The sequence below is a fragment of the Bacillus cereus group sp. N6 genome (assembly GCF_016483705.1).
Taxonomy (GTDB): domain Bacteria; phylum Bacillota; class Bacilli; order Bacillales; family Bacillaceae_G; genus Bacillus_A; species Bacillus_A wiedmannii.
Genome location: NZ_JAEHBI010000062.1, coordinates 1 through 22,021, shown reverse-complemented (window position 1 = coordinate 22,021; position 22,021 = coordinate 1). Strand labels below are relative to the sequence as shown.

The window sequence follows — 22,021 nt, the reverse complement described above, 5'->3', positions numbered from 1 at the left end:
GTTGGTGTGTTCAAATAACTTTGAAGATTGCTTTTGTAATTTTCCTTGCCCTGTTTCCTGTTTTGGGCTTTCTATGACACTTGTTGTCTGCGAAAATTGTTTTTGTTCAGTTGTTTCAAATATTTTATTTAGTACCTTTGGGGTACTTTCTTGTTGCTGAAATCCCTGGTTGGTGTGTTCAAATAACTTTGAAGATTGCTTTTGTAATTTTCCTTGCCCTGTTTCCTGTTTTGGGCTTTCTATGATACTTGTTGTCTGCGAAAATTGTTTTTGCTCAGCCGTTTCAAACGTTTTATTTAGTACCTTTGCGGTACGTTCTGGTTGCTGTAATTCCTGACTGGTATGCTCAAATAATTTAGAAGATTGCTTTTGCAATTTCCCTTGATCTGTCTCTTGCTGTGGACTGTCTATAGTGTTTATAATTTGTGAAAACTGCTTTTGCTCAGCTGTTTCAAACGACTTATTCAGTACCTTTGCGGTATTTTCTGGTTGATGAAATTCTTGGCTAGTGTGCTCAAATAATTTAGAAGATTGTTTTTGCAATTTCCCTTGATCTGTCTCTTGTTGTGGACTGTCTATAGTACTTGTAGTTTGCGAAAACTGTTTTTGCTCAGCTGTTTCATAGTTCCTGTCTACTACCTGTACCGCACTTTCTTGAGGTTGAAATTCTTGGCTGGTGTGCTGTGATTGTTTAAATGATTCTTTTTGCAGTTTCCCTTGATCTGGTTCTTGTTGCGGGCTTTCAATGACATTTTTAATTTGTGAGATTTTTCTCTGCTCTGCTGTCTCAACGTTTTTATCTAATTCCTTCATAGCATTCTCTTGTTGCCGAAAATTACTATTTGATTGATTGGATGTTTTTTTTCTAATCAAGTTTCAGCAGCCCCCTCATCACTCATTTACGGTTGCCCTTAAATGCTTAATTTCCTCTGGCTTTGTTGTCATAACCGGATATAAGGAATTATTTTTAGGGAACTTATCTTTAAATGGTAAGATGACTCCTGAATAAACAATTAAGCCTTCTCCTTCTTTAGAGTTAGTTATATAGTTTGCTTGATAATCACTAATACCAAATTTACTTTGTAAAATTCTTCTATCACTTTGTGCTTGATTTAAAAGATAAACAAAGTCTGTATTATCAATGATTGTTTCAATCTTTGGACTTGATAATAAATCTTTAACATTTTGCGTCATACCTGTTGGTATACCGCCCCATTTTCTAAATCTTTTCCAAAACTCCACACTATAATTTGCTGTTTGTTCTTCTGCTAAAAGTTTGTGGAATTCATCCATGTAATACCATGTTTTCTTATCTTGATTACGGTTTGTCGTTACTTTGTTCCAAACGTGATCCTGTAGGACTAACATACCTAACTCTCGTAAGTTAGAACCCAACTCTTTAATATTGAAACAAATCAAACGATTATTAACATCAATATTTGTAGGATGATTAAATACATTTAATGAACCGTGAACATATAATTCTAATGCATCTGCTAATTCTTGACCCTCAGCTCTCTTGGTATCAACTAAAGCATTATATAAATCCCCTAAAAGCGGTATGTTCTCAGGTGTTGAATTTTCAAGATAAGAACGATAAATAATACGAACACATTTATCTACGATTGTTCTTTGTTTTGCTGTTAATCCCCATTTGCCCCCTGCAACTACTTCCATCATGGTAAGTACGAACTCCGACTTGTAGGCAATTGGATCTTCTCCATCCCCGTATTCTAATGAAATATCTAAAGGATTAATATGTCGTTTTGAATTGACAGATATTTTAATTACTTCTCCACCTAGCCTGTAAACAAATGGGGTATATTCCGCCTCTGGATCGCAAATTAAAATATCATCTATAGTTCTCAAGAAGGTATCTATTATTTCCCGTTTTGAAGAAAATGATTTCCCTGAACCAGGTGTACCTAAAACCAATCCATTTGGATTTTTTAGAGATTTTCTGCTGACTTGAATCAGGTTATTACTTAAGGCATTCAAGCCGTAATATACAGGCTCTTGTGCTTCTTGATATAGCTCTAGTGTCGTAAATGGAACGAATATAGCAGTAGATGAGGTTGTCAGTCCCCGCTCTAAATCTGTTTCATTAATGTTTTCACCAAGTGGTAATGCACTAATTAAAGCTTTTTCTTGCTGTAGTTTCAGTTTTTTCAATGTACAATTTTGCTTTTGAGCGACAGAATTCAATCTAAAGATTGCATTATCTAAATTTTTACGAGTATTTTCAAAAACTATAATTGTAAAGGTTAAATAGAAATATTTTTCGTTTTCCCTTTGTAAATCTTTTAAGATTTTTCTACTCTCTTCAACGTGATAATTTAAATCTGTCGGAAGAATATCCATGTCATAACCACTACGTAGGGCCTTTTTTTGTTCTTCGATTTTAATACTATCCAGGTCAGACGCTTTTGATTTAACCATTTTGACAGCCTGTTGTTGCCCAAGACTACGAATGTGCATACTAACAAGTATTTCAAGGTCTAAATCTATAAAGTCTGCTAGAACTCGGTCTGATAATTCCGTTGCATCAATTTTTAAATGTAAAGCAGCCGCATACTTGTTATTTACTTTAAATTCATCTGCATGGGACTCAAAATCTATGTTTTTAGGTGCAATCAAATCTTTAGTTGTTCCACCACTTAATTGTTCCTTTGATAAATTCTCTAATTCGATATAGTGTTTAGAATTATTATTTAACAGGTAATTAATTATTGACAATCGTTCAATACCATTTAATTCTTCTACTCCTACGCCTAATGTTTTAAAGTGATCTCTGATATTTTCTTCAATACTTGCTAAACGTCTAACGGCATTATCATAAGTTTCATCTGTGATTGAAAAAACCAAGTACTTATTTCGAACAATACCATTATTTCCTTTTTTTCTTTGTTCCTCTAAGAATGAAAAGTATTCTTCTTGCATTGTTTCAAAATCTTCAATATTACTCATGCTTTTGCTGTACTCAAGCACTTCCTCATTCTCTTCAACATTCATGCGATAATTGATAAAGCAAAATTGAATTTTAATCGTGTCATCGAATGAGTTTAGTAGTGTACTATATTGTGCGAAAATCCTTTGTTTTATTTCATCTTGTGATAATTGATACGATATATCCGAAAAGCGAATCATTCTGTTATATGTTTTCTGTCCAATATGACAAACCCCATTCGGATACATTTTGTTGTAATTTAATGTTTCTTGTGTGGTTTTTCTTATTGGCCGTTTTGAATCAATTAGTTTTTGCAACGCCTGAAACAGATTTAGTTTTTCTAACCTTGCGTTTTTCATTCATCATATTCCTTTCTACCGCAACTTTAACGTTTCTTTTTGATACTTTAAAGTATCTATTTTGTGGATTCAGATATTTATATTCTACATACAGCTTAATCCACGTTTCAGCAGGCATACCATCTTTGGTGAAAATTGTAGCGAAAATCGCTGGGCATGCTGTAAAGAAAAGACCATATAAAGCAACATCCACACTAAAGCTTTTTAGTAAGAAAAATACTGGTAAACCTAGCGCTAAAGCGATTGTAAATCCTATTAATTGCCTTTTGGTTAATCCCAAAAACAATTTAGATTTTATGCTCTTTAACTCTTTGGGAATAGATACAACGAAATTGTTATTCATTCTTATCTAACCCCCTCCTAAGTTGACTCGGCATATCTTTTAAAAATTTTAACTCCTCTATAAATAAGGCGTTGTGTACTACCTTTTTACTTGGAAAAATAATTTTTAAAAAGATAAATATAAATGTAAATGTCCAAAGAGCAAGAAGTATCATATTAAATACACCTAGTACACTAAGAGTTTTTAAATCATCTGTAACAGTTTTTGATGTTGAATATTCGTATAAATCTTCAGCGTTACTCACAATTAAATGTATCTCAAACAATGTTATTATTAATGTTATTAAAGACATTACACCAAACGTAATTAATAATTTTTTATTTTTATTGAACCATAGCTTCATCTACATTGCCCCCACTACAGATTTAGCAAGCGTATGTGTTCTAGTTAACGTGACTACTAGAATAGCCATTGAAACAATCATTAACATTAATCCGTATAGCCCTGATCCTTCGGTAGTTATTAAGCTACTTGCCTTTTCAAGTAGTCCAGCGTATACAACTAGACAGACTAACATGAAATATCCCTGAAGCATTAGAGCCAATAAGTTTTTAACGTACGATTGCCCGATACTTCCAATCCAATCACGATTTAAAAACGTTGCAAAAGGAAGTGGAGCAACTGAAATATAAAGCATAATTGTAACGATACGACTCCAAGCTACTAAATAGATAATCCCACTCATAACGAATGTTATGACTAAGGCAATACCCGAAACAAACCACATTGACATAGCAGATCCTACATCTCCTTCTTCTATTGAACCAACAATGTTCTCTTTTATAGAATCAGGTATCTTTAATGCCGAGGCTGGCACATGATTTGTTATCCATTTACCGAGATCAAATACAGCAAGTGTTATATCAAAAGCGTTAGTTAACAATAAAATCATTGCGCTTGTTTTAATGATTAAAAACATTAATTGTCCCGTCTCAAAATCGCCACCACGATTTTTTTCAACAACTAGTTGATATAGCTCATAACAAAACACATATGTTAAAATCAGCCCCGCAACGGGCAATATGGCGGTGTCAGATATTATCCTCAGGTTATCGACAATCGTTTGAGAAAACTCTGTTGGCGTTTCTGAAACATTTGTTTGAACTGTATCAACGCTTTTTTGGAACAATTCAGTAATCATATCCAGGAAGCTCTTCGTACTCCCCATAAGCATGTCAAAAAAGAAATTCGTTATGCCCTTTATGATGTCGTCTAACATTCGTCCACCTCGTTTAATTCAAATCAATATAAACAAGTTTATTTGTCTTATTTATTTTTTGAACGATTTTTAGTTGTAAGCTTTTATTTTTAGCGTATCTATTCGGAATCGCTAATAATATTTTTCCTGATTGTTCAAAAGTCGATTTTGCTCTATGATCGGCGGTAATATATGTTTGCTGGTATTCTAAAAATTCATTTTCACTAGCTAATTCATTTTCACCTATTACAAGTCCTGAACCCACGTTTAATAAATAGCCTTCGTATGGATTACTTCTTGCTTTTTCATTTATTTCATGTTTCATGTTAATGATTAGTAGTTTAAAATCATTTTTGGGGTTTAAACTTTTTTTACTTACATAATCGTTATAACGATCCCGAAAATCAAGTTCAGATGATTGATCAAAATCTTTCATTTCAACATTCGTAATACTACGAGTGAATGTAACTTTTTGCCCTTCAATTTTATAGTTGTTATTTTCAAAAATATTGACTGGCAAGTGTACGGATTCATTCTTTTTGACACTTTTTATTGGTGTCTGCTGGTGTTCTGTTACACGATTGTCCTTTGGCTCGCTACAAGCTCCTAACAGAGACACTGAAACGAGTATAAATAAAGCCCTTTTAGTTATCTTCAGTTTCGTTACCTCCCATCCTCGGTCCTACCGCCTTGCGCTACGCTACAGTTGCTACACCCGTTATTTGCAAACATTTCCTGCTCGCAAGCTCACGATAAATCTTCACAAACAACAGGTTCATGTAAGGCTCTCTTTTCTTCTACCATAGGCGTCTTGGCATAGTTACGATGGGTTTTGTTTGTTCCATTGCTTCTTTTGTGTAAGAATTCTTGCAATCTTTTCAGTCCTTCTGCGAATGCACCCTCAGGGTCTATTACATATACCTCACCTTGCTGCTTAACACAGCCATACATCAACTCCGTGCACTTTTGTTGTCCCATACCCCTAAGTGCTTTCATTTTCATATTTTCTGTCCTTGTACATATTCATCTACAATCTGTAGAGTAAGATGCATCGCTTCCTCAGGAATCTGTCCATCAAACCGCTTCATAACTTGGTAAAATGGATGACTCTCATGTAATACGTCCATAATATGAGAGCATATATAGGGGTTCTTTTCCATTTGTGTATAGAACATTTGCAAATCTGCTAAGAATCCCTTTTCTTTCGGAAACATACGCAGATACAATATCGTACTTGCTAAAAAATCTACCACTGTGTCTTTCCAAACAGTCGCCTGTTCCAAAGTCTGATACGTCTTACTAGAAAGCACCAACTCTTCTGCATATCAGTTTAACTCTTGCATTAAGTAGAACTTTCTACCTCTCCCAGGTTTTCCAAAGATTAAGTTGTTTTTCTTCACTTCCCCTGTCACCTCTGGTAAAGTAAACGGATTGATGTACATCCCCTCTATACTTTGTGTCAAAAACATGACCAAATACCCCTTTCATCGTTTTATTTTTTTATATCATTAAACAGAAATATAAAGTATTATTAAAAAGTAGATTCATCTAAGTCCATATGAAAATCAAATATTTCCATCACTGCTTTAGGCACTTCTATAAAACTCGCAATGATTCGAATGTGACGAGCTTGTAGTTCTTCTAGCAATGCAACAAACTCCTTTGGGTTCTGATTGTACCACTTATTCCCTTCATCTATACATACCACATCTCAATGCAAACAGGCTTCTCGTTCTTTTACATCCAGTAATGCGGAATCTTGTGAAGAAAGACAAATGACTTCTACAGCGTCTACCTTCTCGCCATACGCTCGATATTCTCCATCTCCATCCAAAATCATTACTTTGGTACTCACTAGGTTCTGATAGGATACGAACTGTTTCATGGCCAGCGTTTTTCCTTTCCCCACCCCACCTTTAATCAGGATATTTCCGTTTTGAGAAAATTCAGTATACTTATGGTACATACCATGTTCCAGGAGAATCGCTGTTAGTGTGTCAATTATCCCGCTTCTTATTTTATGTTCTGAAGAGGCAAGTCTCTTAAAGATGTGATAGGATGAGTGATTTTCCTCCATTGACCTCATAAATTCTGTTATATATCCCTCTTGTTCCTTTACCTTTTGTAGCAAATCTACCGTTTGTTTCACATCCATGTACAAGAGTTCTCCACTCTTTTTTTGAATATACATCATACAGCCTGCTAATAATTTAATAGCGGATTCTACCCAAAACCCTTCCCGTTCTCCTGGTTTAACAAAGGTTCTCGCAATTGCCATTGCCTGACTATATTCCGAAATATCACTTCGATTCATTCCCATTCCTTCTCCAGATTTACCAACTACAAATTGATTACGCCTCATTTTTCTCCCTACTTTCTATTTGTTATTGAAAATCATGTATTCTCCCTACCGATCCAGCACTTTCTCGGTAAAATAAGCACAACTTTGTGCAGAGTAATTATCCCGATTATCAAATAGCTCTCGGTAGTGCACCATCATGCCCATCCATTCTTCTTTTGAAATTTCCTGTGCTTCGGAATAACCGATTCCTACAGCTTTGGCATACGAATCAATTGTCCATTCTATGGTATACCCACTACCTTCTAATAAACGTTGGTTTCGTTCAAATGATACAATGGCTTCTTTGTCAAACGAACATCTTACTAATTCTGTTAGGTAACAAGATTCTCCATTTTTTAAGAGAAGACGTTGATCTGTCAATTCCTTCCCATCAAACAATCGCTCCTGTTCGTTTGGTATGAATACATAGTCATATCCTAATCGATATTTCACCACTTATACTTCATCCTTTCTTTGACTAATTGTGGTTACTTTGGCTGTACAGGTGTTGGAAGATTCCCATCGTACTAGCCCCTTAATATATGTGTTTAGTTTTCAAAAACCAGTAATTCCATTTGAAATGTTAGTTTTTTTTACTATAATGAATAAAGAATAATAAATTTGGTACTATTATTAATTTGTTTTCTATTGCTTTTTCACTTTATAATAAGTAGGAATAAAAAAATGCTCTACTGGCTTATTAAAAGCTTCTGAAATTGCCTTAGCACGAATTGCATTGACGCCCACATTTCCTTTTTCGATAGCATACAATACTTGGGGTCTTATATTTAATTGTCTACCTAATTGCAATAAAGACAGTTTTTTGGCGTTACGTTCTTGTATTAACATTAACTTCAAAAACCTCCTTTCTTTGTAACTATTGCTAAGTATACATCACTTTTTAAGTGATGTATAGTATAAAATACTAAATTTTTATTACAAATTACTAAAAGCCTGAAAATAACAACGGGACGCTAGGTTTAACTCTGTTTTTTTACTACGACAAAATATCAACTTAATATATGAAAGGATGTTTTAACTTGCCTATTTTCAATGACCGCTTAAAAAAACTTCGACAACAACAACGTTGGACAATGAAGGAATTAGCTGAAGAAATAAATAAATTTGTAGATTCACCCTTTAGTGTTTCTTCTGTTTCCAATTGGGAAAATAAAGGTTCGGAACCTCCTTATAATATTCTATGTGCTATTGCTAAAGCGTTTAATGTTAGTTCTGATTATTTAATAGGGCTTAGTGATCAAGAAACTAATACTAATATCCCTTCTTTACAATCAAATGAAAATACAAAAAAGGAAATTCAATCAACAATCAAAACAGATCAAATACAACAAGATATACAGGTAAAAGTCCAACACATCCAGGAGCAACTTAGCGTTTTATCGCCGGAAAAAAAAGAACTGTTAGATAAAGAATTAATTGAATACCTAAATTTTTTCGATTATAAATACAATATGCTATACAAAGAATTCTTAAGCTTCACTAATTATATACAACGAGAAATACACGCTCCTTAAGGATCAGGGCGTGTATTTCTCCACATTATAATAACATTTAATAATAAGCTTCTGAGTAAAAAATACTATTTTATAGATTGCTATTCCATAATAATAGAGATAAAATAGAGACGTGCTATTTTTATTTCAAATAAAATACACAAAATAAAAAACCCTACTTCTCAGACCCTTTTAATTGATATCTCAGTTTGGCGGCTGAATCAATTAAAAAATCACACTGGGAAAGCAGGGGGTTTATCGCAACATATTTAATTACAATGAAATTATATCATATGTTAAATATGTTGTGAATAAAAAAACCTCTGTTTTCCAACATTTTCTGTTTGATGAGTGGGAATACTATAGGAGGTTTTTTTATGGAAACTGGTTTTGAAAACCTAGCCGCTATTGATCTAACTAGCAATATTCATTTGGACAAACGAACTTTCAAGACAAACATGAAATTTAGCAAAAAAAATAAAACATCAAAATACCTCATGCATGGGCCAAAATTTTTTGATGAGCTTCGTATATATTTAATCAAAAATAACGAGCTTGGAAAATTTGCTTTGCCTTCATCCGCATTAGCCACTTACATTTTACTTCACTATAAGGTAAATGATTTAGGGCGACTTCCTCGCGATTTCAAACTATCTACTATCGCGAACGAATCCGATATCCCCTATACAACTATTCATACAGGTTTCCAAGCTTTACTTCATTCTGGACTTGTTAGAGAAATTTTTATTAACGGGAAAATTCCAGTGTATGAAATTTGCAACTATGCAAGATTCAATCGTACAGCAAAGGAAACAAAAGATAATGATGGAAAACTTTCATATTTTCGAATCCCTAACTTATTGTTAGAGACTTCTATTTTAAAAGAATTAGTTTCCCATCGTGACAGCAAAGGTATTATTGAATTTTTAAACCTATGCACTCACTTCACTCATCAACTTGAATATAGCAAAAATTCTGTTGAAGATTATTATTGCACTCGCAACATGGACGGCTTAAAGGAACGTTTAGGGCGAAATGCAAAAAAAGTTCGTAACTACTTGAAAATTATCTCACCAGTTTTCAAATTTGATGCTGCTATAAAAAAGGTTAGAAACCCAAAGAAAGGACGGATAGCTCGTATACGTGAAAAGATCCAACAAATCGTTATCACTAAATTTACGGTTAGTATGAATCCTGCATGTGTGATTGAAAATGACCGAGCTGAAATTAGACAAACTGAAGCTAAAATGCGTAAAGAAGCAACAGCCCGTCTTGAATCCATTGGCATAGCATTAACCAATAAAGATCGTAAAGACATTGTTGTTTCTTATAAAGGAGAAGTATCACGAATCGCTACATATATTAAAAACAAACAACTTCGTGATGATTTTATGACGTATACCATGAGTTATGCAATGGATCAATGTGAAAGTTTCTTAGCACTTGGAGAAAAAATAAAATCAATCGGTGGCATGATACGAGCAAAACTGCGTGAATCGTTTATTCCATGGGCGGAACGATATTTAGACGATGATACGCGTCATGCACTTGTACTGGAACTCATTTCTCATGATATTGATGTACCTGATGCATTCCGACTTACTTAAATTTTAAAAATGAATAGATTATGAGCCTTGTTCAAAAAATCACTAAGGACAAGGCTATTTGTCATATTGAAATTTAATAGATATTCCTCTTATTACTTTATTAATCTAAAAACAGTAAGTTTGATTTTCCTCCTCCCTACTGTTTTTTATGTTTTCATATACAAAATTACGCTAAAATACTTGTGGAATTGTTAATAACTTAATAACTTAATTGTGTAAACCTTAATAAATTATTTTAAAGCTTGTATAGAACTGAATAATATGTAGCTATACTTATGGAAAAGTTAGTATTTCGATTCGAGTTTTCAGACAACTCTTGTATCCTCAGAGCTACAAGAGTTTCCACGGTTTTCTTTTCATCTATATAGTATTTGTATCTTTATATAATTATTGAACTTTTTATATAATTATTGAAATTATTACTTAATAAATGAATCTATACATAAATACGTGAAAAATTAATAAAATCTCTATTCTTTAACACATTTAAAATTTATAGGGAATCCTGACAACCCTAGTAAATCGAATTAAAACTTTTAGGGAAACTTGACTAGTTTTAGGGATGCACAAGGGTTTTCAAAAACCCCCTAGAATTGCTACAGCAACTCACCTAATCTTTAAATCTCACATTAGGAGTTGATTGTATGAGTCAAGTAATCTCATTACAACGTCCACAACGTCCATTAAACAGTTCGGACGTTGTAAAGGTCCTAAACATCCCTGCAAGCACGTTGCGGACGTATACAGGACACTTCAGACACTTTGGACACAGTTTTAGTAAAAAAAATGGCCGAATTTTGTATTCATCGCATGATCTACAGCTTTTTCAAAGGATGATTCAGTTACATGAGCAAAGTTTTGGAACAATACCTGAATGTGTTGTAAACGTCTTAAACGTCCAAAATAACGTTGTAGACGTCCACAACGTTTTAAACAATGTGGAGGACACAGCGGACAACGTGGACAAACAACTTAAACAATTTGAAGATAACATTGCTCCAATTGATACAGTAAATGAATTAGCGAAGATTAAAGAAGAAATGAAGGAATTGCGAAAGTATATTGATGAAAGTATAAAAAAACGGGATCAACTATTAATACAAACATTACGAGAAGTATTAGAATCTAAACAAACAAAGCACAAAAAGAAACGATGGTGGCAATTCTGGAAGTAAGCCAACCATCCCCAACCCCTTCCAAGCTTGGAAGGGACACGCTCGGCGCTAGCCAGGCAAACAGGTTTGGGATAGGCGAATCTGTCCATTCCTTATCCTCCCTCCCTCGCAAATAACGCTCAGTCCGGTACCATGGACAGATACCATGTGTACTCCACCACTGTTTAATTGTGAGGACCGATAGTTTAAAAATAAGGAATTCTCCAAGTATGATGGAGGATTCCTTATTTTTTGATCGATTAATAAAGGAAATCAAAAAAATTGCATGGAACAAACTGTGCAAAAACGAAATAAATTTTATACTCATCCCATGAAAAAATAAAATTAAAATAGAACCTTGAATAAAAATTATTTCTGTTTTGTTGGAAGTGAAATATAAACAGAATAAAATTTATTCTATTTATATTGAAAACGGAATAAAACCAGTGTATAATAAGGGTGTGAGGACGAAGTGAAATAAAATTTATTTTTTAAAGTTATTATTTAGTATAAAAATGGTAGGGGGAATTAAAATGAAGAATGAAAATCTTAGTGTGGTAGAAAAAATTAAAGTGAATGTGGAAGCTGATCTCGGAAATAGTAATTTGAAAATTTTCATCAATGATGAATACGTAACTGTACCGAATGTATTTCAACGTGTTCATGGGGGAATGGATGCCTATGAATCTGATGAAGATAAGAACGTACTGAATTTATTGGAGAATTTGTATGTTCATGTATCTAGTAGTGCAATTAAAAGGAATGGAAGTTTTTTAATCGGGAAACGTGCCATGCAAAATTCCGAAAAAATGAAAGCGATGAATATTAAGATTGCCAATAAACATGAAGAAGATCTTCCAATTATTAATACATTAAGTGTTATCGGAGCAAAAATGATTCAAAAATTATATAAAGAGACAAAAGCGATTCCTGATGTATTGAATATAGATATAGATTTAATAACTGCTATTCCTGCAAGTCAACATACCCCTAAGACAGCTCAATTCCTTGTAAACAGATTTACAGAGAATAAACATGTGGTAATCATCTATGTCGGTGACAGACCTATCACAGTACAAGTTGAATGCTCTAGAGTGCGAGTTACAAAGGAAGCATTGGCAGCGTTATATGCGATTACAGAAGCTCCAGATGAAATGTTCAAAGAGTTTCAGGAACTATACAAAGATCGTTTAGATAATAAAGAGATTACAGGAAACTTCTTTAAAGATAAAAAAATTCTACATACGGATATTGGTGAAGGAACAAGTGAGTATATTTTCACCAATGGTTTAAGTCCAGTCTTAGACAGTTGTTCTGGTGAAAGAAGAGGAATTGGCCATGCAATTGAAGAAGCGTGTGCCTTGTTAAATAAAGAAAGAACAACTAATTTTAAGAGACAGCAATTTACTGAAATTCTTTTAAATAAAAATGATAAATACTATGAGGATGCATCTGAATTTATATACAATACAAGATTCGAACAAGCGGAATTAATTCAAGAAGATGTAGAAGATAAATTCACGAATGATACAGGCGGTCAGGCTGAGGTATTAGCTGTGTACGGAGGTGGTAGTATCTCGTTGAAAGAAGAATTATACGATGAATTATTAATGTTGTGTAAAAGAACGGGTATGATGTTATTATATGTTCCAGAAAAATATGCAATAGAATTAAATCCAAAAGGTATGAATGTTTTGAGAAAAATCATTGATTAAAAGAAATCAAATATCAAAGTAGAAAAATACGTCATATATGTAAAAGGTGAGTTGAAATGAAACAAGAACAATATAATTGGAAATTTAAAAAGATGACAGATGATCCAAGTTTTAAAGAGTGGCATAGTAACCAAGATAATATCTCACACTCATTGAATACATTGGTTAGTTTTATCATTCGATTAGTTGGAACAGGTGATCTAGGAAGTTTCGATAATCAAACAAAATTGCAACAAGTTTTATTATTACAAGATGAATCATTTATTAATGCGGTTGCGAAGAGAATTACTACTTGTTCATCAAGTAGCTTTGTTGAAACAAATCAGGAAGGAACAGATGGAAATCACGTATTACAAGAAGTTCCTACAGAATCTTCAAATCAACAAGTTCAATCATTAGAACAGGTTTCCCCAAAAACAGTAAAAGAAGAACGTTCAATAAAAAACTCTAATCTTGAACCATATGAAGAAGTAAAGAAAAATGCAAAAAACTTTTTTTAAAAAAGAGAATGGTCATGTATTATAAATTAGACTTTTTACTACAATACCTAGAATACAAAGAAATGCCTTGTACTTTTGTTTTACGAGGTTGAAAAGTGGGGATTAAAAGCAATCCAATCCATCAGGCATAAGTGGAATACTGAAAAAAAGAAAAAGAGTAAATAGAACGTTGCAATAAACACCATTTGAATTTTAAACAATTATTAAGAAAAGGGGTTTAAAAATACCTAAAGAAAAAATGGTAGACAATTAATATATAATATTTTGGAAATTGTATTATAAAGAGTATTTATATGACATAGGAGAATAATTAACCTCCTATGTCTCCATGTGAGTATTGAATTAAAACCTTATCTGTATATTTATCAATATTCTTTGTTTGTTTAGTATGAACTCCAATACCTAATGTTAGCGATAAAGCTAGTAAAATCCCTAGAGCTTTTGACTTTTTATTCATATTAAGCCCCCCTTTTTTTAAATTTCATTTCTTGCTCTACTTGCGGCTTGAAAAAACTCACATGCTTTTAAATGATTCAATTCATCTAGGTATTTATGAGCTAATAGTTCTTGATATTCTAAAGTATAGTTTAAAAGGTTATTTGAAGTAAAATAATTAAGGGCCTTTTGAATTAAAGGTTCGAGTGCCAGGGCAGGAATGTTATCATTAATCCCTTTTAATATTTCAAAATGTAGAGGATATTCTTTGTTCCTTAAGTCAATACAAATGTTTAAACCACGCTCAATACGTTCAGAAGCGTCTTGATGACGTTTAAGTTTCGAAAGCTCCCTTGCTTCGATAAATAATGCTCTGAAATTATTTAAAGTTTTTTGATTAACTTCAGCAAGACATTGAATAGCTAAACTTGGTTTGTTTTGCTCACTATACATTAAACCTAAATTATGTTTTACCATTAAAATATGCCCATCCTCTTTGAGATCATAAAACGTATTTAATGCGCGTTTGTAATATTTTTCTGCCTGTTCATATTTTTTCAAATGAGCCCAAGATAGCCCAAGTATATTGTTACAGAAAGCAATATTTAATTCGCAATGCTCAAACCCTAAGAACGTTTCTTGAGCTTTTTGTATATACTGAATTGATGATATTAGTTGAAAATCTCTATGCAACATAGAACCAAATGTGTAATGGAATTCAGCAATATCTAGCTTGTCGGTACAGTAAATCAGCTTAGATTCTGTTATAATCAAGTGTTCTTCAGCTTTATTATAGTTTCCAATTGCGGTATAATACATTGATTTGAATAAATGGTAGTAGTAAGACAGAATTCCATTATCAGGAGTAGGAAAAGAGTCAATATCTTTAAAACTTGCCTCAGTCACCCCAAAACGATTGATGAAGACATTATAACGAAATTGAATAAGGGCATAATATAGCGATAAATCATTAGAATAATGAAAATCCCTTGCTTTAGGTTTAATATTTTCGTTAAATTGTACGGCTTTATTAAGATTTCTGGAACGGATTGCTAAGTACCATTCATTTAATAGTTCATTTAGTTGTTCATTTCCCTTTAATTGAACGTTCATATAATCCTCCTACGTAAATATTCCAATCTAGTGTATGAAAATAACATCAGTTGCGAATTATTTTTCGAATTTGCTATCAATTAATATTGGTATATTAAATGATAGCAAAAAAAGAATCGGATTTGCATCTGTAATAATATTTCTCAACAAAATTTCTTTATAATTTTAAATTTTCAGACTTACAATAAGGTCATATTCCTCCAATCCATTCAAATTTCACTTTGTATTTTTCCTATGATCGCGAGCTGCACTTACAACATTTACAATAGTGTTAATTGAGCTGTGCTAAAACCCTGATAACCATAAAACTGTTTATAGTTCATTTTTTGTCAGCTGGCGACCGATGCTTTCTTGTAAAGATTGCACAAAAGGTCTGTTACGATTCAGTTACCATTCTTCCATTACTTCTCCTAAATCCGATTCAATCCACTCGGCACGACCTTGGTTATTAATACCGTTATATTTCAAATTCACCCTTTTAATATTTTTGAGTTCGTGATCCAAAAGCCCCGAGTGTAAAAATAACTAATGCGAAAAAAACTACAAGCTTAATGATTGCGAATGAAATTGTAATTGTAAATATCAATAACTTTAAAATAGCCCTAACAATAAATTTTAAAATATTCATAGATATTTGCTCCTTTATAATTCCATATCATGGATTTTTCGTTTTATTTTCTTCTCTTTTTTCTCTTCATTATCCTCTTCAGTTTCTTTATTGGTTGAGCTTTTTACTTTGTCTAAATCTCCAACTGTTTGTACAGTATTTTTTGTGTCGTCTATATCTATGCGGTCAGGTGTTCCATCATTATCTAAATCCCGTTCTCTGGTTATTTCCTCATAACGGATACGAATGATTGGATCTTTAGCCATTATAGTATCTAATGTACCAGCCCCTACTTTGCTGTCTATTTCTTTCAAATCTAATGATTCAATACTTGTCAAAAATGATTTTTTATATTGTTCTTCAAATAGATATTTAAAGGAGGTGTATGTGATTGATTGAGTAGGAAACATTCTTTCTTTATCTTCCAGCTTAAATGAGGAAAATTCTATGTTTCCATCATCTTTTTCTTCGAAAGTTTCAAGAAAACTTTTTTCAAATTCACATAATTTTTTATATGAAATTTCCTCTCTTTCTTTATCCATAATATTCATTCCTCTCTATAAGTTTATTTAAAAAAAACGATAGATAAAAATATATCTATCGTTTTAAAGATTTATCGACTAACTGATTGTTTTTTGTTCTTATCTTTCGATGCATCTTTTTCTTCATTCTTGATTTTGAAATCAAGATCCTTAACGCCATCCATTGAAAATTCAATTTTCTTTTGTTTAGAGGTACCTATTTCCTTTTCCATTTTGTTTTCTTTTGTGCGCTCTTGCTTTATATCATTAAGAATACTATGAAATTTATCAACATTAACTTTGCCATCTGCTTCACCAAAAGAAGAAATGTTTTGTTTAACAACAGTATTCACTTTTTCAATTTGTTTAGGAGTGAAATCTTTCTTCATCTCATCCAATTTATTTGATTCCACATAGGAACTCTTATCCGCATAATGATTGTCTAAACTCTCACTCATAACTTTTGTATATTGAAACATTAATTTTTGTTCATCATTGCTTAGTGAATTTAGCATATTTTTAACTTGTTCTTTATCATCTTTAGCATGTATTTCAACTTTAGTTTTTTCTTTATTCGTATCTTTTTCTGTTAACTTCGGCTCTTTTTCTACATCTTGTTTATAACGGTTTTCAAATAGTTTTTCAACACGATTAACTTCTTGCGAGTATAAACCTCTTTTGATTTCATCAAGTTCTTCTAACTTTGCATAAAGAAGCTTTTCTTGTTTTGACAAACGATCATAATTAATATTATTTTCTTTTGGTTCTTTCTTTTCTGCTGTCGTAATTTCATCGTAAACTTCTTTTACTTTTTCGGCTTGTTCTGGTGTTAAATCTTGGCGAACTTCTTTCAACTCTTTTTCTGCTGTCTTCACTTCTTCTTTTTCTAATACCGCACTTTTTCTTTCAACAATATTTTTTAATGCTTTTTCAATTACATTAGCCTGCGCTGCTGAAAAGAAGAAAGAATAATCCTCTTTACCGTTTCTCACAACAGAAAAATCCACACCTAATTTTTTTAAATCTTTTTGATAATCATTTAACTGTTGCATTGTTAAATTTTCATCTAAAGCAACTATCCCACCAGTTTTTTCATGCTTTTTCATGAGATCACTAATTTTTTGTTTTCCAACTTTCGTTTTATCATCAAATATAAAATCTTTTGGTTCTTGTTCTTTACTTTCCAGTAATTTTGATAAAGCTTCTAAAAGACGTAATAAAGTTTGTTCTGATATTTTCAAAGACTGTGCTACGACTTCTATTGCGACCTGTGTATGCTCATCTACAGAAACCATTTTCAGACCAACCCCTTTATAAAGTGTTTAACTAAATTATACCATTTTTCGGACGGAGATGATATAATTTTCAGAAAGAAATATTGAGGTTTTAGCAAAGGGCAAGCTACGGGTGTGTGACCACACACCCCAAAAACGTTGTTTTTGGCTTGGTAGGAGATTCCTACGACCTTTACAAATATAAATAAGCGATTTTTCACAAAATCACTTATATATTTGTTGTCGCTGCGCTCGAGTTTTTTAAAAAAGGAAAGGAGTTTTTTGTATGCCAAGAATTAAAACCGATTTAAAAATATCGTTATCAAATGAAGACAAGGACTTAATTAAAAATAAAGCAAATGATTTAGGATATAGAACTGTATCTGCATTTCTAATTGATAGTGCGAAAACACATTTCAAACTTGAAGTTGATATGAAAGTTTATAGGGATTTAACGAAAGAAATAAACTACATTGGTAAGAATATAAATAGCCTAATTAGAAGGATCAATACAGATGGAATTTACACTGATAATGATATTGATTTCCTCAGGGTTAATCAGAAGAAAATCATAAAATTAATCAATACAGAATATGACCGATTACTTGATTTGAAAACAAAGTTTAATAGCGATAGCTTGAGTAAAAAACAGAAGGAAAAATTAATCAAATCACTAACGGAAAATCAAATTGAGATACCAAAGAAATTACTATTAGAAGAAGTGTATGAGAAGATAAAAGAAGATTTTGTTTATATTATAGAATGTATAGAAAACTCGCCTGAACAAGATAAAGAAGTAACAGAATATGTATGGCAATATTTATATGGCGATACGCTATATAAGTTAGATGATAACCAATTAATAAAGTTGGCCGATAGCATTTTTATTTTTGCGCAGAAATTGAAATTGAAATTATCCAAACTTGATAATGTTTTTTCAGATGATGATTGGTTTGAATTAAAAGATATATTAGATGAATATGAAATTTATTGATTAGGGACTGATCGCAATGTCTATTGTTAAAATACAAAAAGTTAATAACTTAAAAGATGTCATTAATTATAGTATGCAACCCCATAAAACTAACGAGGAATTAGTTACATCTTATGAGTGCTCTATTGAAACTATAGAGAGGGACTTTAAAGGTGTTTTAATTGACTACAATGAAAAGAATGATAGTAATAAATACTTGAGTGCAAGAATGATAATTCAATCGTTTGATAGTGACGATAATTTAACGCCAGAACAAGTTCATCAATATGGTGTAGAATTTGCTGAAAATTATCTGAAAAACAATCATCAATATACAGTAATTACACATACAGATACGGATAATTTACACAATCATATTATTTTCAATGATATTGACTTTAATAAATTAAAAATGTTCGATTCAAAGCGTGTAAATACTTTGGATAGATTACGTGAAGAAAATGATAAAATCTCTGAAAAATATGGTTTGTCGATAATCGAAGAAGGCAGAAAGGGGAGAAAAAAATATTTAGCTTTTAACGAGTATGTAGCTAGATCAAAGCAGAAATCCTTCAAAGGAAATTTAGAAGAAATAATTGATAAAAACATATCAAAATCAAATTCATTCAATGAATTTTTAAGCTTGATGCAAAAAGAAGGATATGAGCATAAACAGGGGAAATATTTATCATTTATGAATCCGAAGTCAGGGAAGTTTATGCGAACTAAAACAATGGGATTTAATTACCTTGAATCCTCTATCAAATACAGAATAGAAAACAAAGGTTATTCACCAATCAAAACAAGTATAATCAATCGGAAATGGATTGATAAGTCACAAGAGAAATTTAAAAATAATAAGGGGCTTCAAAGGTGGGCTACTAAGCAAAACATTAATTACTTAAATGAATTAAGCTCTAAGCTATATAAACTCAATGTTTCGATTACGGAACTTGAGGAAATTGAAGCAAATAAGGAAGCGTTAATTGACAGCTTTGAAAAGCAGCTTTTAGGTATTGATAATGAGATTTTTAGATTAAATAAAATGAAGGGCTGTTTCCGCACTTATAAAAAGAGTCATCCTTTAATTGTTGCTTATAAAAAAGCTGGAAATAAAATGGCATTTAAACAAGAACGGTATCATGAATTTAAAGAGTATGATGTTGCAAAACGTGATATGAACTATCTCAAAAAGAATTATGGTATTACTGATGAATCTGAATTACATTATAAGTTGTCATTGATGACAAAAGAGCGGAATTTACTGTATGGAAGTTTAGGAAAAGAAAAAGAAGTGGAAGTAAATAGACAAGAGCAACAAAGACAGCAGCAACGTAAAAAAGGGTTCTGGTGCAAATAAAGGATATATCCCAAAGAACGATGGTCTTGCTCTACGATGTTATTTAGATATTTTATCTGTCAGATTTGAATGCCTAACGGCATCTGTTTTTCTTTCTTTAACCCTGTGATAGCAATTAGATAAGCGGGGTTTTTATCAACTGTGATTGCACGAGGTTTTGAAGCATGAAAAGACTGCAAAGCCTTTTTGAAGAATCGCTTTGCAGCCTTATGATTTCTGGATTTACTTAGATAAAAATCAATCGTGTTTCCTTCAGAATCAACAGTACGATATGATATTATCCCCTTAAGGTAGACAGTGTAAAAAGACCATGAATACACATGGATGTTACACTTTTACTTGGAGGGGATAATATCACTTTTCAGTGTGTAATGAACTACAAAAATTAGTAGCGGTTGCTTAAAATCGATCTTCACTTTATAACCCTCTCTCTATTTTTTCAAACTTTGCAACAGAACCAATCAGATACTACTTATCCATAATCTCTTTGGTCTCACTGCATAACATTAGATTCCTAACGGAATCAGTCGTTCCCTTTTCTATTTGCACCAGAACCAGAAAAACTGTTCTGGTGCAATTTTCTGAGCGCACAAAGGCGGACAGGAGCCTTATTTGTTGTGTGAACCGGTGGTTCTCCAAATGTTTTTACTAATCGTTTCATAAACATATCAGCTGAGATATTAACCCCTGTAATAAAATATGAAAGAAGGTGCTATATGGGATTTCTGATAGCGGGACTCTTATTTTTAGTGTTACTTGTACTAATTATAAAAGACATAAAAGACATAAAAGAATTTAAATCTAATAAAGGTGCTAGCTCAGTTTCTACACCTTCATTATCTAAATCTAATACACATGATAGTTCAGTTTGTACACCCTTATCACCTGTTTGGATAAGTTCGGATAATGATAGTTTTAATGATTGTGGTAGCGATGGCGGTGCTTGTGGTGCAGAATAACTGTAAGATGTTAAATAAGTTCCTCTAACGCCCAATTTTGTTTCACCTGATTGTGCCTTCTTATCCTATCTATTAAGAAAACTTTACGGTTTAAAATATTTACTTTGCCCCTGGTTACAGCAACGCTAGTACTGGGCCAACTTAAAGGAGTGACTGGTTTGAAAAAGGTTAAAGTAGAATTCGAAATAAAAGGATCTGGTGAAGAAAATCTAGTGAATATTGATAACGCTTGCAAAAGTATTGAAATAGCAAGAGTACATGCTTTATCAAAGGAAACCACACTAGGTGAATTAGAATCAATTTTAACAGCCATTTTTAATGAGGTTGAAGGTGCCTATAAAAATCCAAAACTTATTCATGGGAAAATCACCATTCGAGCGAAGAAAGAAATTAATGAAATTAAATTCTTAGGGGATAATAAAATTAAACTCAGAAAACTTTGTAACGGAACTGAATCTAGTATGTAATTTTTATATAACAAAGCGAAAATAACTTTATTTAGATGATTTTGTATAAGTATGTATAACTACACACAGGAGAAGAATCTTGATTCTGGTGCAAAGTTTCTTAGTATCAAATGAAATGAGAAATTTATTACTAATGATTATGCAACTATAAAAAATTTTAATAGTTCATTACACGCAGAAAAACAGGAGTCTGGTTTAAGACCCCTGTTTTGTCTATATAGAGCATGAATAGTGTCGATAAAGTGGTCTTCCTCTTCAAAGTAATTCTTATTCTTCCTTTTATAAGTCACACCTACCTATCATTGAGAACTCATCTTTCGATGTATAACCTTACAAAAGCCATTTTAAATTCGCCTATATAATGGGAAGAAACTCGTTCTACTGAGATGACTATTGCTTATTTTGATCTCTATTTTTCAGTTGTCCATTTTCTGAATTCTATTGCAAATAATACATACAACGATTGTCCCGATGAGGAGGTAACATAACAGAATATGTACAACAAGTGCAAACAGGATATTTCTTCTCACCTATCGGTTATTTTGCTAGTTGAGCTTCATATTTTTGAACCAGTCGATAAAATGTAGTTTTGGGTACATTCGCTTTCCTCATTGCTTCCACTGCTGTAATGGAC

Annotated in this window: 24 protein-coding genes and 3 pseudogenes; 9 read left to right on the top strand and 18 right to left on the bottom strand. The window is 32.3% G+C overall.

Annotated features, from left to right (window positions below):
* From JDS99_RS27215 to JDS99_RS27165, 12 genes and pseudogenes are all read right to left on the bottom strand, one after another.
* Positions 1-873, bottom strand: a pseudogene (locus tag JDS99_RS27215) (hypothetical protein); the annotation flags it as partial.
* Positions 874-891: 18 nt separating this feature from the next.
* Complete coding sequence (locus tag JDS99_RS27210) at positions 892-3,306, bottom strand: VirB4-like conjugal transfer ATPase, CD1110 family (RefSeq protein WP_199696088.1); 2,415 nt, start codon at positions 3,304-3,306, stop codon at positions 892-894.
* Positions 3,248-3,649, bottom strand: coding sequence for a PrgI family protein (locus JDS99_RS27205; RefSeq protein WP_199696087.1), 402 nt, complete (start codon positions 3,647-3,649; stop codon positions 3,248-3,250). The genes JDS99_RS27210 and JDS99_RS27205 overlap by 59 nt, the downstream gene beginning before the upstream one ends.
* Complete coding sequence (locus tag JDS99_RS27200; RefSeq protein WP_199696086.1) at positions 3,642-3,992, bottom strand: hypothetical protein; 351 nt, start codon at positions 3,990-3,992, stop codon at positions 3,642-3,644. The genes JDS99_RS27205 and JDS99_RS27200 overlap by 8 nt, the downstream gene beginning before the upstream one ends.
* Positions 3,993-4,868: a VirB6/TrbL-like conjugal transfer protein, CD1112 family gene (locus JDS99_RS27195; protein ID WP_199696085.1), complete on the bottom strand. Its 876-nt coding sequence runs from the start codon at positions 4,866-4,868 to the stop codon at positions 3,993-3,995.
* 13 nt (positions 4,869-4,881) lie between these two features.
* On the bottom strand, positions 4,882-5,367 hold the full coding sequence (locus tag JDS99_RS27190) for a hypothetical protein (RefSeq protein ID WP_199696084.1): 486 nt from the start codon (positions 5,365-5,367) through the stop codon (positions 4,882-4,884).
* 227 nt (positions 5,368-5,594) lie between these two features.
* A complete protein-coding gene (locus JDS99_RS27185) occupies positions 5,595-5,843 on the bottom strand; it encodes a hypothetical protein (RefSeq protein ID WP_199696089.1) in 249 nt (82 codons plus the stop codon).
* 2 nt (positions 5,844-5,845) lie between these two features.
* A complete protein-coding gene (locus JDS99_RS27180; protein ID WP_242475767.1) occupies positions 5,846-6,157 on the bottom strand; it encodes a hypothetical protein in 312 nt (103 codons plus the stop codon).
* A 15-nt stretch (positions 6,158-6,172) separates the two neighbouring features.
* Positions 6,173-6,316 (bottom strand): hypothetical protein, encoded by a 144-nt coding sequence (locus JDS99_RS32115; RefSeq protein WP_242475766.1) that lies wholly within the window; start codon positions 6,314-6,316, stop codon positions 6,173-6,175.
* Between the two features lie 242 nt (positions 6,317-6,558).
* Positions 6,559-7,209, bottom strand: coding sequence for a hypothetical protein (locus JDS99_RS27175; RefSeq protein WP_242475765.1), 651 nt, complete (start codon positions 7,207-7,209; stop codon positions 6,559-6,561).
* Between the two features lie 45 nt (positions 7,210-7,254).
* On the bottom strand, positions 7,255-7,644 hold the full coding sequence (locus tag JDS99_RS27170; RefSeq protein ID WP_199696083.1) for a hypothetical protein: 390 nt from the start codon (positions 7,642-7,644) through the stop codon (positions 7,255-7,257).
* A 189-nt stretch (positions 7,645-7,833) separates the two neighbouring features.
* Positions 7,834-8,037, bottom strand: coding sequence for a helix-turn-helix transcriptional regulator (locus tag JDS99_RS27165; RefSeq protein WP_199696082.1), 204 nt, complete (start codon positions 8,035-8,037; stop codon positions 7,834-7,836).
* A 191-nt stretch (positions 8,038-8,228) separates the two neighbouring features.
* On the opposite strand from JDS99_RS27165, the gene JDS99_RS27160 reads away from it, so the two are divergent.
* The 5 genes from JDS99_RS27160 to JDS99_RS27140 all read left to right on the top strand — a co-directional run bounded on the left by JDS99_RS27160 (position 8,229) and on the right by JDS99_RS27140 (position 13,678).
* Positions 8,229-8,723 (top strand): helix-turn-helix domain-containing protein, encoded by a 495-nt coding sequence (locus tag JDS99_RS27160; RefSeq protein ID WP_199696081.1) that lies wholly within the window; start codon positions 8,229-8,231, stop codon positions 8,721-8,723.
* Between the two features lie 356 nt (positions 8,724-9,079).
* The gene (locus tag JDS99_RS27155; RefSeq protein WP_199696080.1) at positions 9,080-10,309 is read left to right on the top strand and encodes a hypothetical protein; all 1,230 of its coding nucleotides are present in this window, start codon (positions 9,080-9,082) and stop codon (positions 10,307-10,309) included.
* A 644-nt stretch (positions 10,310-10,953) separates the two neighbouring features.
* A complete protein-coding gene (locus JDS99_RS27150) occupies positions 10,954-11,484 on the top strand; it encodes a DUF3967 domain-containing protein (protein ID WP_199696079.1) in 531 nt (176 codons plus the stop codon).
* Positions 11,485-11,996: 512 nt separating this feature from the next.
* Positions 11,997-13,178, top strand: a complete 1,182-nt coding sequence (locus tag JDS99_RS27145) for a ParM/StbA family protein (protein ID WP_242475764.1) — start codon at positions 11,997-11,999, stop codon at positions 13,176-13,178.
* Between the two features lie 56 nt (positions 13,179-13,234).
* A complete protein-coding gene (locus tag JDS99_RS27140; RefSeq protein ID WP_199696077.1) occupies positions 13,235-13,678 on the top strand; it encodes a hypothetical protein in 444 nt (147 codons plus the stop codon).
* 310 nt (positions 13,679-13,988) lie between these two features.
* Here the strand turns inward: JDS99_RS27140 and JDS99_RS27135 are convergent, their stop codons facing one another.
* The 4 genes from JDS99_RS27135 to JDS99_RS27115 form a co-directional block, all read right to left on the bottom strand.
* Positions 13,989-14,135, bottom strand: a complete 147-nt coding sequence (locus tag JDS99_RS27135; protein ID WP_199696076.1) for a hypothetical protein — start codon at positions 14,133-14,135, stop codon at positions 13,989-13,991.
* Positions 14,136-14,152: 17 nt separating this feature from the next.
* A complete protein-coding gene (locus tag JDS99_RS27130) occupies positions 14,153-15,226 on the bottom strand; it encodes a response regulator aspartate phosphatase (RefSeq protein WP_199696075.1) in 1,074 nt (357 codons plus the stop codon).
* A gap of 642 nt (positions 15,227-15,868) precedes the next feature.
* Entirely contained in the window at positions 15,869-16,375 is a 507-nt protein-coding gene (locus JDS99_RS27120; RefSeq protein ID WP_199696074.1) for a hypothetical protein, read from the bottom strand.
* Positions 16,376-16,446: 71 nt separating this feature from the next.
* Positions 16,447-17,649 (bottom strand): DUF3801 domain-containing protein, encoded by a 1,203-nt coding sequence (locus JDS99_RS27115; RefSeq protein WP_199696073.1) that lies wholly within the window; start codon positions 17,647-17,649, stop codon positions 16,447-16,449.
* A gap of 265 nt (positions 17,650-17,914) precedes the next feature.
* Between JDS99_RS27115 and JDS99_RS27110 the strand changes: the two genes are divergently transcribed.
* Both JDS99_RS27110 and JDS99_RS27105 read left to right on the top strand, forming a co-directional pair.
* A complete protein-coding gene (locus JDS99_RS27110; protein WP_199696072.1) occupies positions 17,915-18,622 on the top strand; it encodes a hypothetical protein in 708 nt (235 codons plus the stop codon).
* Between the two features lie 16 nt (positions 18,623-18,638).
* On the top strand, positions 18,639-19,961 hold the full coding sequence (locus JDS99_RS27105; RefSeq protein WP_199696071.1) for a relaxase/mobilization nuclease domain-containing protein: 1,323 nt from the start codon (positions 18,639-18,641) through the stop codon (positions 19,959-19,961).
* 62 nt (positions 19,962-20,023) lie between these two features.
* Here the strand turns inward: JDS99_RS27105 and JDS99_RS27100 are convergent.
* Positions 20,024-20,233, bottom strand: a pseudogene (locus JDS99_RS27100) (DDE-type integrase/transposase/recombinase); the annotation flags it as partial.
* A 287-nt stretch (positions 20,234-20,520) separates the two neighbouring features.
* Positions 20,521-20,637 (bottom strand): annotated as a pseudogene (locus JDS99_RS32110) (IS6 family transposase); the annotation flags it as partial.
* 40 nt (positions 20,638-20,677) lie between these two features.
* Here JDS99_RS32110 and JDS99_RS27095 point away from each other — a divergent pair.
* Both JDS99_RS27095 and JDS99_RS27090 read left to right on the top strand, forming a co-directional pair.
* Positions 20,678-20,920, top strand: coding sequence for a hypothetical protein (locus JDS99_RS27095; RefSeq protein WP_199696070.1), 243 nt, complete (start codon positions 20,678-20,680; stop codon positions 20,918-20,920).
* Positions 20,921-21,078: 158 nt separating this feature from the next.
* Positions 21,079-21,387 carry a hypothetical protein gene (locus JDS99_RS27090; RefSeq protein ID WP_199696069.1) on the top strand — a complete coding sequence of 103 codons (309 nt, stop codon included), beginning with the start codon at positions 21,079-21,081 and terminating at the stop codon, positions 21,385-21,387.
* Positions 21,388-22,021 lie beyond the last annotated feature (634 nt).